This is a genomic window from Paeniglutamicibacter sp. MACA_103 (genome assembly GCF_045798555.1).
Classification (GTDB): domain Bacteria; phylum Actinomycetota; class Actinomycetes; order Actinomycetales; family Micrococcaceae; genus Paeniglutamicibacter.
In genome coordinates, this window is sequence record NZ_JBIXLN010000021.1 from 1 (window position 1) to 16852 (window position 16852).

General features: G+C 68.0%; 13 protein-coding genes and 1 pseudogene. 10 read left to right on the forward strand and 4 right to left on the reverse strand.

What is annotated here, in order from left to right:
• Together ACIPVK_RS11320 and ACIPVK_RS11325 are read right to left on the reverse strand one after the other, a co-directional pair.
• Positions 1 to 759 (reverse strand): annotated as a pseudogene (locus ACIPVK_RS11320) (HNH endonuclease); the annotation flags it as partial.
• A 240-nt stretch (positions 760 to 999) separates the two neighbouring features.
• Positions 1000 to 1584 carry a GNAT family acetyltransferase gene (locus tag ACIPVK_RS11325; RefSeq protein ID WP_407612082.1) on the reverse strand — a complete coding sequence of 195 codons (585 nt, stop codon included), beginning with the start codon at positions 1582 to 1584 and terminating at the stop codon, positions 1000 to 1002.
• Positions 1585 to 1643: 59 nt separating this feature from the next.
• On the opposite strand from ACIPVK_RS11325, the gene ACIPVK_RS11330 reads away from it, so the two are divergent.
• The 6 genes from ACIPVK_RS11330 to proC all read left to right on the forward strand — a co-directional run bounded on the left by ACIPVK_RS11330 (position 1644) and on the right by proC (position 9673).
• Positions 1644 to 3254 (forward strand): methyltransferase, encoded by a 1611-nt coding sequence (locus ACIPVK_RS11330; RefSeq protein ID WP_407612083.1) that lies wholly within the window; start codon positions 1644 to 1646, stop codon positions 3252 to 3254.
• 11 nt (positions 3255 to 3265) lie between these two features.
• Entirely contained in the window at positions 3266 to 3910 is a 645-nt protein-coding gene (locus tag ACIPVK_RS11335; protein ID WP_407612084.1) for an ArsR/SmtB family transcription factor, read from the forward strand.
• A gap of 135 nt (positions 3911 to 4045) precedes the next feature.
• Positions 4046 to 6829 carry a type I DNA topoisomerase gene (topA, locus tag ACIPVK_RS11340; protein ID WP_407612085.1) on the forward strand — a complete coding sequence of 928 codons (2784 nt, stop codon included), beginning with the start codon at positions 4046 to 4048 and terminating at the stop codon, positions 6827 to 6829.
• A 39-nt stretch (positions 6830 to 6868) separates the two neighbouring features.
• Complete coding sequence (locus ACIPVK_RS11345) at positions 6869 to 7894, forward strand: Ppx/GppA family phosphatase (RefSeq protein WP_407612086.1); 1026 nt, start codon at positions 6869 to 6871, stop codon at positions 7892 to 7894.
• A 23-nt stretch (positions 7895 to 7917) separates the two neighbouring features.
• The gene (locus tag ACIPVK_RS11350) at positions 7918 to 8757 is read left to right on the forward strand and encodes a sugar phosphate isomerase/epimerase family protein (RefSeq protein WP_407612087.1); all 840 of its coding nucleotides are present in this window, start codon (positions 7918 to 7920) and stop codon (positions 8755 to 8757) included.
• A gap of 55 nt (positions 8758 to 8812) precedes the next feature.
• Positions 8813 to 9673 (forward strand): pyrroline-5-carboxylate reductase, encoded by an 861-nt coding sequence (gene proC / locus ACIPVK_RS11355; protein WP_407612088.1) that lies wholly within the window; start codon positions 8813 to 8815, stop codon positions 9671 to 9673.
• 72 nt (positions 9674 to 9745) lie between these two features.
• Here the strand turns inward: proC and ACIPVK_RS11360 are convergent, their stop codons facing one another.
• Both ACIPVK_RS11360 and ACIPVK_RS11365 read right to left on the reverse strand, forming a co-directional pair.
• Positions 9746 to 10384: a TrkA family potassium uptake protein gene (locus tag ACIPVK_RS11360; RefSeq protein WP_113761830.1), complete on the reverse strand. Its 639-nt coding sequence runs from the start codon at positions 10382 to 10384 to the stop codon at positions 9746 to 9748.
• Positions 10385 to 10409: 25 nt separating this feature from the next.
• Positions 10410 to 11849 carry a TrkH family potassium uptake protein gene (locus tag ACIPVK_RS11365; protein ID WP_407612089.1) on the reverse strand — a complete coding sequence of 480 codons (1440 nt, stop codon included), beginning with the start codon at positions 11847 to 11849 and terminating at the stop codon, positions 10410 to 10412.
• A 262-nt stretch (positions 11850 to 12111) separates the two neighbouring features.
• Between ACIPVK_RS11365 and ACIPVK_RS11370 the strand changes: the two genes are divergently transcribed.
• From ACIPVK_RS11370 to ACIPVK_RS11385, 4 genes are all read left to right on the forward strand, one after another.
• Positions 12112 to 13260 (forward strand): acetoin utilization protein AcuC, encoded by a 1149-nt coding sequence (locus tag ACIPVK_RS11370; protein WP_407612148.1) that lies wholly within the window; start codon positions 12112 to 12114, stop codon positions 13258 to 13260.
• Positions 13261 to 13306: 46 nt separating this feature from the next.
• Complete coding sequence (locus tag ACIPVK_RS11375; protein WP_407612090.1) at positions 13307 to 13759, forward strand: ArsR/SmtB family transcription factor; 453 nt, start codon at positions 13307 to 13309, stop codon at positions 13757 to 13759.
• Positions 13760 to 13960: 201 nt separating this feature from the next.
• Positions 13961 to 15304, forward strand: coding sequence for an NADP-specific glutamate dehydrogenase (gdhA, locus tag ACIPVK_RS11380; protein WP_407612091.1), 1344 nt, complete (start codon positions 13961 to 13963; stop codon positions 15302 to 15304).
• A gap of 404 nt (positions 15305 to 15708) precedes the next feature.
• Entirely contained in the window at positions 15709 to 16815 is a 1107-nt protein-coding gene (locus tag ACIPVK_RS11385) for a 3-deoxy-7-phosphoheptulonate synthase (RefSeq protein ID WP_407612092.1), read from the forward strand.
• Positions 16816 to 16852: the final 37 nt, after the last annotated feature.

Here is a 16852-nt window from a genome sequence, read left to right on the forward strand (position 1 = left end):
CTCCTCCGGGACGTCCCCGGTGCCCTGCTCGAGGGTGCCCTGGATGCCGGCGAGCAGCCTGGCGGTGGTGCGGGGGTCCTCGCGGCGCACGGATTCGGCGACCCGCTCCTCGAGCGTCCCGGCCAGCACGGCGGGGTCGGGGTGCCGGTCCAGGTGCGGGGCGAGCTTGTCGAGCTTGCGGGCCGCGGCACCGATCTGGCCGGGGTCGGCGGTGCCGTTGGCCAGGTCGCCGGCCAGGACGGGGAAGCGCGCGGGGACGGGTTGGCCGTGTTGGTCGGTGCCGGGCAGCAGCAGGGCGATGGTGCGGACGCGTTCGCGGGCCTCGAAGTAGCCGATGTGCAGGAAGCCGGCGAGGAATTCGGTGGTGTCCTTGAAGACGGGCCGTCCGGCGGGGACGGTGCGGGGGTCCGGGGGCAGGGCCGCGGCGCCGGCGAGGTAGGGGCCCGGGTCGGCGTGGAGGGCGGCGAGGGCGTCGAAGGTGGCCTCGGGCAGTTCGTGGGCCAGGGTGCGGCGGGCGGTGTCGGCGGCCAGCAGCCGGGCGTGGGCGGCGGTGCGGTGCGCGTCCTCGGCGGCCCGGGCGAACAGGGCCGCGGCGGTGGGGGAGGTGGTGCGGGCGACGCGGCGGGCCAGGTCGCGGGCGAGGCGCTGGGCCTCGAGCAGGGCGCGCAGTTCATCGTCCGGCGACACGGGGTGTCCCGGGGTGCCGCGGGTGCCCGCGGAAAGTTCGATGAACCGGTCGGTTTCCATGTCCACCAGCATGCGCCGACGCGAAGGGGAATGGGGAAGTGCGCGGGGAACTGTGGATAACGCTGAAATTGGGTTTGGGGCGGCCGCGGGCCACGACGTGGAATCCGGCAAGTGGCTGCCGAGCGAGATGGCACGGCGCTATGCGTGCCCGGGTTTCGCGATCACGCCCGGCGCCGTAGATGCCGGTCCGGGCAAGTCATCGGCTCGATGAAATGCCCGCCGCGCAAATCCGGCAGCAGCCGGGGCCGCGGTCTAGGCCGTGACGGAGTCCGCGGGCCACAGCCCGGCGGCCCCGTCGCCGGGCTCGACCATCTCTGTTTCGGTGTGGAAGATCCTCAGCCCGCGGGCTTCATAGTTGGCGATGGCGGCCGGTCCATCCAGCGAACAGGTGTGCACCCAGACCCGGCTCACCGGTGGAAAGCCCTCGAACCGGGAGTCAAGGTCCCATGCCCGGGAAATGCCCTCCGTCAGCAGGGCGCCGCCCAAGCCCCGTCCGATGCACTGCGGGAACAGGCCGAAGTACATGATTTCAACCTCGGTACCGGAATCCTGGACGCGTCCGGCCAATTCGACGTAGCCGCCGGGCGCCCCATCGACGTAGAGCACGTGGGTCTCGACCCCCGGCGTCCGCACCAGGGATTCCCACTCCGTGCGGGTCAGGGAGAGCCGGTCGGACCAATTCCAGCCGCTGCCCACGCCCCGGTACAGGAACTTGCTGAACTCCGGGGTGATCTCCGCGACCCGCTCGATGCGGGCTCCGGCCGGCAAGGGACGGGAAGAAGGGAGAATCCCCTCGGGAGAGAGCTGCTGCAGGTGGGTGGTGGTGACCTCGATCATGGATTCCATCATAGGCACAGGACCGAACCCGTTTTCCCCGGATCGATAGACTGTGGGACGTGACTTCCATCGAAAACTTTTCCCAGGTCCCCGATGCCCCGCGCAGCGACGACGCCCGGCTGCTTGAACTCCTTGCCGGGGATTTGCGGCGTGCGGAATATGCCCACGAAGCGATCACGAAGTTCCTGGGGGACAGCGCGCACGAGGCGCTCATGCGCGACCAGCTCATCCCCGCGCTGCGCCGCATCGCCGCCCAACCCGAGCCAACCGCGCTGGGTACCGTCCTCGGGATGTTCATGCTGGGCACCGATGTCGGGGACGACGAGCTTGCCGCCGCTTTCCCCGCCACCGGGATCGAGGGGTTGCGCGCGCTGGGCCTGATCGAGGACGTCGACGGAAGCCGGAACCACCGGGCCCGGATCGACCTGCGTCCGCACGCCTCGGATGCCGACGCCGAGATCTGGGTGGCGAGCGACCTGGGTGCCCACCAGCGCCCCGGCGTGCTGCGCCACGACCACGTGCTGGGAATCGGCCAGGCTTCCCTGACCCTTGCCCAGACCACCGTCCGCCCGCAGGTCGAGAACGCCCTGGATTTGGGAACCGGCTGCGGGATCCAGGCCTTCCACCTGCTCTCCCACGCCCGACGGGTGGTGGCCACCGACATCTCCGCCCGCGCTCTGGGCTTCACCCGCTTCAACCTGCTGCTGAACCACCAGGCCCTGGACATCGACCCGGGGAACCTTTCCGCCCGCGTCGACCTGCGCCTGGGCTCCCTGCTCGAGCCCGTGGCCGGGGAGCACTTTGACCTCGTGGTTTCCAACCCGCCCTTCGTCATCACCCCGCGCACCGCCGGCCAGGACGATTCCGAGCGCTTCACCTACCGCGACGGCGGGATGCCCGGGGATTCCCTGGTGGCCACCCTCGTGCGCACCTTGCCCGGGATCCTGAATCCCGGCGGCACCGCGCAAATGCTCGCCAACTGGGAGATCACCGCCTCCGCGAGCCCGGAGGAGGAACCCGAATGGAGCGCCGGTCCGCGCTCCTGGCTCACCGGGGACACCGAGGCCTGGTTCATCCAGCGCGAGGTCGTGAGCCCCACCGGCTACGCCGAAACGTGGCTGCGCGATGCCTCGCAGGGTCGCGACCCGGAGTCCTTCGCCGCGCAGTATGGTGCCTACCTCGATGACTTCGCCTCACGCAACGTCGCCGCCATCGGCTTCGGCATGGTGTGGCTGCGGCGGCCCGCCGCGGAGCACGCAGGCATGGGCCGGCTCTTCGAGTCCATCAGCTACCCCATCGAACAGCCCATCGGCCCGTACCTTGCCCGGGACGTCGCGGTGGCCGACGACCTGGCTGCGACGGAGGTGGGCGGGCTGCACCTGGTCGTGGGCGAGGACGTCACCGAGGAACGCCACCAGCGCCCCGGCGCCGAGCACCCCGGGGTGATCTTGTTACGCCAGGGAGCGGGTTTGCGGCGAACCGAAATATTGGACACCGCCCTGGCCGGATTCGTGTCGGCATGCGACGGCGATTTGAGCGTATCGTCCCTAGTCGGTGCCTTGGAGTCGCTGGTCGGCGACGGCGATCCGGAGTTTTCTTCCCGGCTTCACGAAGGGGTTGTCCGGCTAATTAAGCGTGGCTTCCTTTTGGAGATGCGAAACAACCGCTAAAGTTTTTTCATATGAGCCAGAACACTTCCACGGGACCAAGTGCCACCAGCAGTGGCCTGTCTCCGATGCCCGTCACCTCGGTGTCTATCAGCGACCCGCAAGCCATTCGCGCGCTCGCCCACGAGGCGCGCCTGACGGTCCTCGAGGAACTCTTTGCCTCGCAGTCCACGCGCACGGCCACCGAGCTGGCCACGCGCTGCGACCTGACGCCCAGCGCGATGAGCTACCACCTGCGCGCCCTGGAAAAGTACGGCTACGTGGTCCGCGCGGCCAGCGAGGGCGACGGACGCGAACGCCGGTGGAAGGCCGCCGGCGGCCAGCTCGTGCTGGGCTCGCTTTCGGATTCCACCAGTGCGAAGAACGCCTACCTGAACGTGCAGCTCAACGCCTTCCGCGACAGGCTCTCGGCGGAAATCGCGCGCCGTGACAAAGAACGCAAGGAGGGCAAGGAGCCCGAGCCGGACAGGGCACCGGTGCTGACCACGGGGGTGGTGTTCCTCTCCGAGGTCCAACGCAAGGAATTCATCGCCAAGGTCTACGGACTGCTCTATGAGTACGAGGCGCTGGCCGAACCCGAGCAGCGCGGTGTCGACGGGGAACGGCTCTACTACATGCTTTCCTTCCTGCCTGAAATCCGTGGGGAGCAGGCTCGCTGAGGCACTGCGGCTGAGAGCGGAAAAATGCGTCTTGGGGTCGCTGCTTGCCTTGGCGCTTAAAAATACGGCTAACCTAGAGCAGGGAATGTGCTGTGCGCCCACTTTGGTGCACCACTGGTTGCTAATAGGAGTGCTGTGCCCGCCAAGGCCAAGGAAAAGACCGGAATGAAACTCGTGATCGTGGAGTCCCCGGCGAAAAGCAAGTCGATTGCCAAGTATCTGGGCGAGGGCTTTGAAGTCGACGCCTCGGTGGGGCATATCCGCGATTTGGCGCAACCCGCCGATCTTCCGGCGGAAATGAAGAAGGGTCCCTACGGCAAGTTCGCCGTGGACGTCGAGAACGACTTCGACCCCTATTACGTGGTGTACCCGGACAAGAAGAAGCGGGTGGCAGAACTCAAGGCCAAGCTCAAGGGCGCCGACGCGCTCTATCTCGCAACCGATGCGGACCGCGAAGGCGAAGCCATCGCGTGGCACCTGCTCGAGGTGCTCAAGCCCAAGGTCCCGGTCTACCGCATGGCCTTCACGGAGATCACCCAAGAGGGCATCAACCGTGCCATGGAGAACATCCGCGAGCTGGACACCGACCTGGTCAACGCCCAGGAAACCCGCCGCGTGCTCGACCGCCTCTACGGCTACGAGATCTCCCCGGTGCTCTGGCGCAAGGTGGCTCGCGGCCTGTCCGCCGGACGCGTGCAGTCCGTGGCAACCCGCCTGGTCGTCGAGCGCGAACGCGAACGCATGGCCTTCCGCACCGCCTCCTACTGGGACTTGACCGGCACCTTCGCCACCGCCGCCGGCGAGTCCTTCGGCGCCAAGCTCTCCTCGGTCGACGGGGCACGCGTTGCCACGGGCCGCGACTTCACCGACCGCGGCGAACTGAAGACCCCCAAGTCCGGTTCCGTCGCGCACCTGGACGAAAGCAAGGCCGCGGCCCTGGCCCAGGGCCTGGAAAACGCGGACTTCGCCGTCACCTCGGTCGACGAGAAGCCCTACACCCGCCGCCCGGCCGCGCCGTTCACCACCTCGACGCTGCAGCAGGAAGCAAGCCGCAAGCTGCGCTGGAGCTCGAAGTCCACCATGCAGGTCGCCCAGCGCCTGTATGAAAATGGCTACATCACCTACATGCGTACCGACTCGGTGTTCCTCTCCAACGAGGCCGTGAACGCCGCCCGCAAGCAGGCCGCCGAACTCTACGGCGCCGACTCGGTGCCCGCGAAGATGCGCGTCTACAAGGGCAAGAGCGAGAACGCGCAGGAGGCCCACGAGGCCATCCGCCCCGCCGGCGACTCCTTCCGCCGCCCGGCCACGGTCCGCGCGCAGCTCTCGGCCGACGAATTCAAGCTCTACGAGCTGATCTGGAAGCGCACCGTCGCCTCGCAGATGGCCGACGCCAAGGGCTTCACCGCGACCATCAAGCTCGCCGGCGAGTCCACCACCGGGCAGGTCGCCGAGTTCTCCGCCTCCGGCACCGTGATCACCTTCCGCGGCTTCATGGCCGCCTACGAGGAGGGCCGCGACGCCGCCCGCGAAGCAGAAGCCGCGGAGGCCGCCGAGGAGGCACGGCTGCCCCAGCTGAAGGTCTCCGACCCGCTGGCCGGCACCGGCATCGACGCGATTTCGCACACCACGAGCCCTCCGGCCCGCTACACCGAGGCCTCGATCGTCGCCGAGCTGGAGGCCCGCGAGATCGGGCGCCCCTCGACCTTCGCCCCGACCATCTCCACCATCATGGACCGCGGCTACGTCACCAAGCGCGGCGGGGCCTTGGTGCCCAGCTGGATCGCGTTCTCCGTGGTGCGCCTGCTGGAAGAGCACTTCGGCAAGTACGTGGACTACGACTTCACCGCACGCCTGGAGGACGACCTCGACGAGATCGCCCACGGCCAGAAGGGCCGCACCGCCTGGCTCAAGGACTTCTACTTCGGCTCCAAGGAACGCGGCGAGGCCGGCCTGGAATCGGTGGTCAACAACCTGGGCGACATCGACGCCCGTGCCATCAACTCCATCGACATCGCTCCGGGCATCGTGCTGCGCGTGGGCAAGTTCGGCCCGTACCTTGAAAAGCCGTTGCCGGCCGATGCCCCGGAGGGCACCGACCCGCAGCGCGCCAACGTGCCCGAGGACCTGGCCCCGGACGAGCTCACCGCCGAGAAGGCCATCGAGCTCATGGAACACCAGGGCCCGAGCGAGAACGTGTTGGGGGTGGACCCGGAGACCGGGCGCACCATCGTGGCCAAGGACGGGCGCTACGGCGCCTACGTCACCGAGGTCATCGTGGAGCCCACGGCCGAGGAACTGGCCGCCATGCCCGTGGAGTACTACAAGAACGGCAAGCCCAAGCCGCCGAAGAAACCGGTCAAGGCCAAGCCGCGCACCGGTTCGCTGTTCAAGTCGATGACCGTGGAATCCGTCACGCTCGAGGAGGCCCTGCGGCTGATCTCGCTGCCGCGCGTGCTCGGCGTGGACGCCGAGGGTACGGAGATCACGGTGCAGAACGGCCGCTTCGGGCCCTACCTGAAGAAGGGCACCGACTCGCGCTCCATCGGCTCCGAGGATGAGATCTTCACGATCACCCTCGAGGAGGCGCTGGAAATCTACTCGCAGCCCAAGCAGCGCGGCGCCCGTGCCGCGGTGCCGCCGCTGGCCGAGTTCGGCCCGGACCCGGTCTCGGAGAAGAACATCGTGGTCAAGGAGGGACGCTTCGGTGCCTACATCACCGATGGCGTCACCAACATCACCATCCCGCGCGACACCACGCTGGAGGAGCTGACCCGCGAGAAGGCCATCGAGCTGCTCGCGGACAAGCGCGCCCGCGGACCGGTCAAGCGCAAGACCGCGGCCAAGGCCCCGGCCAAGAAGGCGCCCGCCAAGAAGGCACCGGCCAAAAAGCCGGCGGCCAAGAAGACCGGCAACTAGCCGCACGCGGCAGGAAGCCACACACATGAGGATGACACCATGAGGCTGGGCGTACTGGATATCGGGTCGAACACGGTCCACCTGTTGCTGGTCGACGCATATCCGGGCGCCCGCCCGGTGCCCTTCGCCTCGCACAAGCGGGCGCTCTCGCTTGTGGCATACCTCGACGAGCACGGGGCCATCAACGAGGCCGGGCAGGCCGAGCTGCTGGACTTCGTGCACGAGGCCGCGCAGTTCGCGATCAACCACCACGCGGAGGACCTGTTGGCCTTCTGCACCTCGGCCATCCGCGAATCGGCCAACGGCGAGGAGGTCCTCGCGAGGGTCGTGGCCGAGACCGGCGTGAGGCTCACCGAGCTGACCGGTGAGCAGGAGGCCGGGATGACCTACTACGCGGTGCGCCGCTGGTTCGGCTGGAGTTCGGATCGGATCCTGAACCTGGACATGGGCGGCGGCTCCTTCGAGCTGGCCATGGGCCAGGACGAGTTCCCCACCACCGCGCACTCGGTGCCGCTGGGTGCCGGGCGGCTGACCCGCGAGTGGCTGCCGGAGGACCCGCCCTCGATCAAGCAGGTCAAGGCGCTGCGCCACCACGTGCGCGAGGTGCTCGCCGAGCCGGTGGCCGAGCTGGGCGGGTTCGGGCGGCCCACCGTGGTCACCGGCACCTCCAAGACCTTCCGCTCGCTGGCGCGGATCACCGGGGCGGCCCCGTCCGCCGAGGGACCCTACGTCAAGCGGGTGCTGCGCGCCGAGTCGCTCAAGCTCTGGACCAACCGGCTCACCGCGATGAACTGGGAGGAGCGCGCCGAGCTGCCGGGGGTCTCGGCCATCCGCGCCCCGCAGCTGCTGGCCGGCGCCATCGTCGCCCTGGAGGCCATGAGCGCGCTGAAGGTCAAGAGCCTGCGAATTTGCCCGTGGGCGCTGCGCGAGGGTTTGATGCTGCGCCGCTTTGATCACGTCCTTTTTGACTCCACGGTGCCGCTCAGTAGTAGCGTGGGTGTCGGAGAGGTCGCCCTGGGCAGGTCCTCGGTAATGTCGATGTCCCAGGGCAGCAACGTTCTGTAAGGAAAAGACAAGGGGCACGTTCCATGGTCGAGTCAGGCAACAACAACAACGCCCCCATTCCCGTGGCGCTCTCCAGCGCCTCGGTCTATCCGCTGAACGTCCACGACGCCTTCGCCGTGTCCCATGACTTGGGCTACGACGGGGTGGAGGTGCTGGTCACCGGCAACCAGATCTCCCAGGACGCCCGGGCCCTGAACCGGCTGGCCGAGCGCTACGAACAGCCCGTGATGGCCATCCACGCGCCCACGCTGCTGCTGACCCAGCAGGTCTGGGGCACCGCCTGGAACAAGATCGAGTCCGCCGCCGCCATGGCCGTTGAGGTCGGCTGCGACGTCGTGGTGGCCCACCCGCCCTTCCGCTGGCAGGGCACCTATGCCACCGAGTTCGCCACCGGCATCCGCCGCATCATGGAGGAGTACGGGGTGAAGATCGCGGTGGAGAACATGTACCCGTGGCGTGCCCGGGGACGCGAGGCCAAGATGTACCTGCCGCACTGGAACCCGGTCCCCGAACCCTACGAGTTCGTCACCTGGGACTTCTCGCATTCGGCGATCGCCGACATGGACTCCGCGGTGGCCTTCCGCGACCTGGGGCAGCGGCTGACCCACGTGCACCTGTGCGACGGGATGAACAACGGCAAGGACGAGCACCTGGTGCCCGGGCGCGGCACCCAGCCGGTGATCGAGGCCATCGAATACCTGCGGGACTCGGCCTGGGACGGCGTGGTGGCGGTGGAGGTCTCCACGCGCAAGGCCAAGGGCGCCGGGGAGCGTGAGGCCTGGCTGGGCGAGACCCTCGAATTCGCCCGCCGCTACCTGGCCCCGGTCACCGAGTCCGCGGACTCCGGGCGCTACTCGATCTAGCCGCACCGCGCGCACGTGCGGCCCGCGTCACCGCGGGCCGTGGAACAATGGGCACATGACTTCAGTGCTTTCGACTTCAGCCCTTGCCGCGAACAAACTTGCCTTCCTGGGCACCGGTTCCATGAACGGGGCGGTGCTGCGCGGCATCATCGCCACCGGCTACGACCCGGCGGCAATCGTGGCAACCCTGCGCAGCGACGCGAAGGCACAGGCCCTGCGCGCTGAAACCGGGGTCACGGTGCTCATCGGGGCCCAGGACCCCCAGTCCAACGCCAAGGCCGTGAAGGACGCGGACATCGTCTTCCTGGGCGTCAAGCCCGTGGGCATCGCCGCGCTGTGCGACGAGATCAGGGACGCGCTGAAGCCCACCGCCGTGGTGGTCTCGGTGGCCGCCGCCATCACCATCGACATGATCGCCGCGCACCTTTCCCCAGGCCAGCCCGTGGTTCGCTCCATGCCCAACACGCCGCTGCAGGTGGGCCTCGGCGCGGTGGGGCTCAGTGCCGGGCCGACGGTCTCCGAGGCGGCGCTGGCCACCGTCGTGGACCTGTTCGCCGGCTCCGGCGTGGTGCACGTGGTCCCCGAGTCCCAGCAGGACGCGGTCTCGGCCATCAGCGGCTCCGGACCGGCCTACGCGTTCTACCTGGCCGAGGCCATGGCCGCCGCCGGCGTCAAGCTGGGCCTGGACCCGGCGCTGGCCACCGACCTGGCCCGCGCCACCGTCGCCGGGGCCGGGAAGATGCTGGCGGAACCGCAGGCGGACCCCTCCGCCCTGCGCCAGGGCGTGTCCAGCCCCAACGGCACCACCGTTCAGGCCCTGGCCGTCTTCGAGGCGGAAGACCTGCCGGGCATCGTCGCCCGGGGCGCGGCCGCCGCGGCCGCACGCGCCGCGGAGATCACCGGGGAGCTGGCCTAGCAAACAGAAAAGTTCCCCCGCCACCGGGTTCGCACAACGGTGGCGGGGGAACTCTTTTGTCTTCCGGGCGGCTTAGGGCCGGGCGGCGAAGCGCTCGAGCAAATCCACGTGCCCGGAGACGATCAGCACGTCGCGGCGGGTGACCTTGGTGTCGGGCTGGGCGTAGGTGAAGTCCTCGCCGGGGGACTTCACGCCCACCACGGTGATCCCGTACTTGGAACGGACCTGGGACTCGGCCAGGGTGAAGCCCTGGGTCTCCTTGGGCGGGTACATCTTCACGATGGCGAACCCGTCGTCGAACTCGATGAAGTCCAGCATCCGACCGCCGACCAGGTGGGCGGCGCGGACCCCGGCATCGGCCTCCGGGTAGATCACGTGGTTGGCGCCGATGCGGGTGAGGATCTTGCCGTGCGAGGGAGTGATGGCCTTGACCCACAGGTGCTCGATCCCCAGGTCCACCAGGTTCACGGTGATCAGCACGGAGGACTCGATCGAGGTGCCCACGCCCACCACCGCGGAGGTGAACTCCTGGGCGCCGAGCTGGCGCAGCGCATCGATGTTGGTGGCGTCGGCCTCCACCACGTGGGTGAGGACCGAGGCCCATTTCTGCACGAGTTCCTGGTTGCGTTCGATGGCCAGGACCTCGCGGCCCTGCTTGACCAGTTGCTCGGCCACGGAGGCGCCGAAGCGCCCCAGCCCGATGACCAGCACCGCGGCGTTGTGGTCGGTGTTCTTCTCAGCCAATGATCGGCCTCTCTTCGGGGAAGTGGTAGAGCTGGTTGCGCTGGCGCAGGGTCAGCGCAGCCGCAAGGGTAATCGTACCGATCCGGCCGGCAAACATCAGCGCCGAGAGCACGTACTTGCCCGCCGGCGGCAATTCGGCCGACAGGTTGGTGCTCAGCCCCACGGTCGCGAAGGCGGAGATCGACTCGAAGAGCGCCCGGGAGAGCGAGGTCCCGCTGATCACCAGCAGCGAGGCCGTCGCCAGCATCACCAGCGTGGCTCCCAGCACGATGACCGAGATGGCCACGCGCATGGTGCCCTCCGGGATGCGGCGGCCGAAGGCGCGCACGTCGGTGTCGCCGCGGGCCTCGGCGAAGATCGCCAGGAACATCACCGCGATGGTGGTGACCTTGATGCCGCCGGCCGTGGAGGCCGAGCCGCCGCCGGCGAACATCAGCGCGTTGGACAGCAGCATCGTCACCTGGCCCATTTCCCCCTGCTCCACCAGGTTGAAGCCACCCGAGCGGGTCATCACCGAGGCGAAGACCGAGTGGATGACCTTGTCGCCGTTGGACATGTAGCCGATGGTGTCGGGGTTGGACCATTCGGCCGCGGCCCAGAGCAGGGTGCCGACCACCAGCAGCATCGAGGTGACCAGCAGGGTGAGCTTGGCGTGCAGCGTCCACCTCCTGGCGTTGAAGCGGTGTGCCAGCAGCACCATCAGCACGGGGAAGCCCAGCGAACCCAGGAAGACCCCGAGCATCAGCGGCACCAGGATCCACAGGTCGGTCTCGTAGGGGACCAACCCGTCGGAGTGCGGGGTGAACCCGGCGTTGTTGAAGGAGGAGATCGAATAGAAGATCCCGTGCCACACGGCCTCGTTCACCGGTTCGCCCAGGATCAAAAAGCGCGGGACCAACATCAGGGCCAGGGCGATCTCGATGGCGACCGAGGTGGTGATCACGATGCGCAGCAGCGAACCGACCTCGCCGAGCGTGGAGGCGGCGGAGGTGTTCATGGAGTTCTGCGCCATCAGCTTGCCGCGCACGCCCAGGCGCTTGGACACGGCCAGGGACAGCACCGAGGCCAGGGTCAGGATGCCCAGGCCGCCGACGAACACCGCGATGATGATCACCAGCTGCCCGAAGAAGGACCAGTGGGTGGCGGTGGAGACGACGGTCAGGCCGGTGACGCACACCGCGGAGACCGCGGTGAACAGGGCGTCGTAAAAGGGGGTGAACTCCCCGCTGGCCGAGGACGGCGGCAGCGCCAGCACCGAGGTGAACAGCGAGATCACCAGGGCAAAGCTGAACAGGGCCAGGCGCGCGGGGGAGCGGACGGTGAAGTCGGAGACGATTCGGCGCCACTGCCCCAGGCGCGAGCGCCAGCGGGCCGGCGCGCCCGACTCGGTGACCGGCCGTCGTGCTGGTTCGGAAAAGGGAGGCATTCCCATGTGATCTGCTCGGCTCCAAGACGTGGAAAACTTCGGTGCGGAAGCGCTGCCCCGCAAGATCCCACAATAAACCATGGCGCAGCGGGATCGGCCGGTGGCCCGCCGACTCGCTGGCCCCTCCCGCGCCGGGTGCCGGGGCACTGGGTTGGCGGAGGTCACACGAGTGTCTTGGCGCACACCGGTGGTGCAGATCGCGTAGCCTGAATGGGTGTTTGCCGTAAATGAGCCGCTGCCCCCGACCCAGGTGATCTGGAGCGAGCAGATGATGCAGTACCGCTTCAGCGAGACCCATCCGATGCACCCGCTCCGGCTGGAGCTCACCGCCCGGCTCTGTACGGACCTGGGCCTCTTCGGGCGCTCCAACGTCACCCTGGCCGCCCCGCCGGTGGCCACCGACGCGGAACTGGCCGCGGTGCACGATCCGGCCTACATCGCCGCCGTCCACGAGGTCAGCGCCAACCCGCAGGTTCCCAACGAGGCCCGCGGTCTTGGCACCGAGGACAACCCGGCCTACGCGGGGATCCACGAGGCCAGCGCCCGGCTGGCCGGGGGTTCGCTGCTGGCCGCCGAGGCCATACTGGGCGAGAGGGCCCTGCACGTGGTCAACTTCGGCGGCGGCATGCACCACGCCTCCGCGTCCAAGGCGAGCGGCTTCTGCATCTACAACGACGCGGCCCTGGCGATCCGGCGATTGCTCGACGGCGGCGTGCAGAAGGTCCTGTACATCGACGTGGACGCCCACCACGGCGACGGCACGCAGTCCATTTTCTGGGACGACCCGCGGGTCATGACCATCTCCATCCACGAAACGGGCATGTCGCTGTTCCCCGGCACCGGATTCGCCAACGAGATCGGTGGACCCAACGCGCAGGGCACCGCGGTGAACATCGCCGTCCCCCCGCGCACCGGCGACGCGGCCTGGCTGCGCGCCTTCCACGCGGTGGTCCCGCAGCTGGCGGCGGCCTTCGAACCGGAGGTGATCGTCTCCCAGCACGGCTGCGACGGGCACCGCGACGACGACCTGTCCAACCTGCGCTTGACCGTCGACGCGCAGCGGCAGAACGCGCTGGACATCGCCGAGCTGGCGGCCAGGCTCTGCGGCGGGCGCTGGATCTCCACGGGCGGGGGCGGCTACAACACCGCCTCGGTGGTGCCGCGGGCCTGGAGCCACCTGGTGGCGGTCGCCTCGGGCAAGCCGGTACCGCTGGCCACCCCCGTGCCGCGCAGCTGGCGCGACTACGTGCTCGGGCGCTACGGGATCCGCACCCCCGAATCCATGGGCGACAACGCCGAATTGTGGTGGCGCAGCTGGGAGGTCGGCTACGACCCCGCGGATCCGGTGGACCGCACCGTGATGGCCACCCGCAAGGAGATCTTCCCGCTGTTCGGGCTGGACCCCTGGTTCGATTAGGTCGCCCAAAGATGCCATTGCACGTATATGCGGATAGGGTTATGCGGTGGCTCATGATGATATCTTTTCCGCCCTGGCCGACCCCACCCGACGCAGGTTGCTCGATTCCCTGCGCGAGGAGTCGCGCTCGGTCGGTTCCCTGGTCGAGGCCCTGGGCGTTTCCCAGCCGACCGTTTCCAAGCATCTGAAGGTCCTGCGCGAGGCCGGCATGGTCTCGATGCGCGCCGACGGGCAACGCCGCTACTACGCCCTGGAATCCGGGACGTTCCTTGACCTGCAGGCCTGGTTGCACGGCTTCGTGCCCCCGGCACCCGTCCTGGGCCTGGTCCCGGAGGGCCATGTCGAAGCCCAGCTGGCATCGCAGGAGGCGGCCAGCCAGGCAACGGTGGCCGCCGCGCAATTGGGCCGGACCGTGGGCCGCGGACTGGAACAGGTCACCGGCCGTGCCCACGATTTCCTGGACCGCCTGCCCAAGCCGAAATTCGGCAGGAAGCGCTAGCCTTCAGCACCGCTCCGCGGCCGGAAATGTCGGCGCGAAAGCATACACGGGAGCTCAAAAAATTACGCGGGCGTGCCCGGTTGATGACGCCCGGTTGTGCCGACCGGGCGCGGCCGTGGCATCCTCGACGTCTGGGGCAGCGTCGCCAGACATGGCGGCAGCGTGCCCTCGTGCCTGCCCCAAGTGATGAGGAGATAAGACTTGGACCAGCATCTAGCGACCATTCGCGACGAAGTGTTCCGTCGCAACCCCGGTGAAGCAGAATTCCACCAGGCGGTGACCGAGGTATTCGAAAGCCTCGAAGCGGTCTCGCGCAAGCATCCTGAATATGCCGAAGCTGCGATCCTGCAGCGCATGTGTGAGCCCGAACGCCAGATCATCTTCCGCGTGCCGTGGATGGATGACGAAGGCCGGGTACAGATCAACCGCGGTTTCCGCGTTGAATTCAACTCCGCCCTGGGCCCGTTCAAGGGTGGACTGCGCTTCCACCCCTCGGTGTACCTGGGCATCGTCAAGTTCCTGGGCTTCGAGCAGATCTTCAAGAACTCGCTCACCGGCATGCCCATCGGCGGCGGCAAGGGCGGCTCGGACTTCGATCCGCGCGGCAAGTCCGACGCCGAGGTCATGCGCTTCTGCCAGTCGTTCATGACCGAGCTCTACCGCCACATCGGCGAGTACACCGACGTACCCGCCGGTGACATCGGTGTGGGCGGGCGCGAAATCGGCTACCTGTTCGGCCAGTACAAGCGCATCACCAATCGCTACGAGTCCGGCGTGCTCACCGGCAAGGGCATCAGCTGGGGCGGATCCCTGGTTCGCCCGGAGGCCACCGGCTACGGCGCGGTGATCTTCACCGACGAAATGCTTAAGACCCGCGGCGCCAGCTTCGACGGCCAGCGCGTCTCGGTCTCGGGCTCGGGCAACGTGGCCATCAACGCCATCGAAAAGGCCCAGGCGCTCGGCGCCCGCGTCGTGACCGCCTCGGATTCCTCCGGGTACATCGTTGACGAACGCGGCATCGACGTCGAATTGCTTCGCCAGATCAAGGAAGTCGAGCGCGGGCGCATCAGCGAGTACGCCGAGCGTGCCAAGTCCAAGAAGGTGCACTACGTCGAGGGCGGCAACGTCTGGGACGTCGATGCCACCGTGGCGCTGCCGTGTGCCACCCAGAACGAGCTGGACGCCAAGGACGCCACGAAGCTGATCGCCTCGGGCGTCGTCGCCGTGGCCGAGGGCGCCAACATGCCTTGCACCGCCGCGGCAACCTCGCTGTTCCAGGACGCAGGGGTGCTCTTTGCCCCGGGCAAGGCCGCCAACGCCGGCGGCGTGGCCACCTCCGCGCTGGAAATGCAGCAGAACGCCAGCCGCGACTCGTGGAGCTTCGCCCACACCGAGGAGCGCCTGACCGAGATCATGGTCGGCATCCACGACCGCTGCGCCTCCACCGCCGACGAATACGGCGTACCGGGCAACTACGTGGCGGGCGCCAACATCGCCGGCTTCGTGAAGGTCGCCGACGCCATGCTGGCCCAGGGCCTGATCTAGCCAGGTCCGCAGCAACCGTCGCACGAGGCACCAAAGCCGGGAGCCGGCAAGCACGAACCCCAGGGTTTCTGCTTTCCGGCCCCGGTTTTTTGCGTTTTTGAGACGTCATGTTTCGCCGAGTCTTGGGGCCGGGTTTGTGGTTTTCGACGTCCCGGGGGTACATTTTCAACCATGACTAATCGTTGGTATGCGTATTTTGTGTCGGCTCTGGAGGGGCCTAAGACGCGATAATTTCGCATACCCACCTTCAGAGCCGACAAGGGCCGCAAGCTGTTGCTTGCAGGCCCTTCGCTATTTCCAAGATAGCGGCCCTGGAGGAATACGGAGACGTGTCAGCGGGGGCCGCATTGAAACCAATGGGCCCCGCAAAGACGCGCGGGGCCGTAACCGAAAGGCCCCCAACCATGAGCATCGCAGTCGCCACCGAGACACAGCAACGCGCCAACACCAATGAACGCGTGCTGGGCATCACCGAACTGCCCACCCCCGCGGAACTTGTCGCCGAGCTTCCCGTGGAAGATGCCCAGGGCTACCGGATCATGCGGGCCCGCCAGGAGGTGCGAGCCGTGCTCTCCGGGCTCGATGGGCGCCTGCTGGTCATCATCGGCCCCTGCTCGATCCACGACCCGGTAGCGGGGCTGGAATACGCCACCAGGCTCGCCGCCGCCGCGAAGGAACACGAGGGCGAACTGCTGGTGGTCATGCGCAGCTACTTCGAAAAGCCGCGCACCACCGTGGGGTGGAAGGGCCTGGTCAACGACCCGCACCTCGACGGCAGCCACGACATGGCCGCGGGGCTGCGTGCCGCACGCGAATTCATGTTGGCGGCCAGCAACCTGGGCCTGCCGCTGGCCACGGAATTCCTCGAGCCGCTGAGCGCGCAATACCTGTCCGACGTGATCAGCTGGGGCGCCATCGGGGCGCGCACCACCGAAAGCCAGACGCACCGGCAGCTGGTCTCCGGGCTGTCCATGCCCGTGGGTTTCAAGAACGGCACGGACGGGTCGGTCCAGGTGGCCATCGACGCCTGCCAGGCTGCCGGCTCACCGCAGTCCTTCCTGGGCATCAGCGACGACGGGCGCACCGCGGTGGTCCGGACCGCGGGAAACGAGGACGCCCACCTGATCCTGCGCGGCGGCGCCGACGGTCCCAATTTCGAGGCAGAGCCAGTGGCCGCCGCGTCGACCGCAATGGGCAACGCGGGCATGAACCCGCGGGTGATCGTCGATGCCTCCCACGCAAACTCGGGCAAATCCCATCTGCGCCAGGCGGAAGTCATCGCGGAGCTGGCCGCCCGCATTGCAGACGGAGACCAATTGATTGCCGGGGTCATGGCGGAAAGCTTCCTGGTGCCGGGAGCGCAGAAACACGATCCGGATGTGGTGGCCCAAGGCTCGGACGTGCTGGCAGGACTGACCTACGGGCAGTCCGTCACCGACGCCTGCATGGGCTGGGAAACCAGCGCCGAATTGCTCGCGACGCTTGCCGAAGCGGTGCGTGCTGCGCGCTAAACGCGCAATATATGGGTTCCCCGCAAGAAATGGTGGC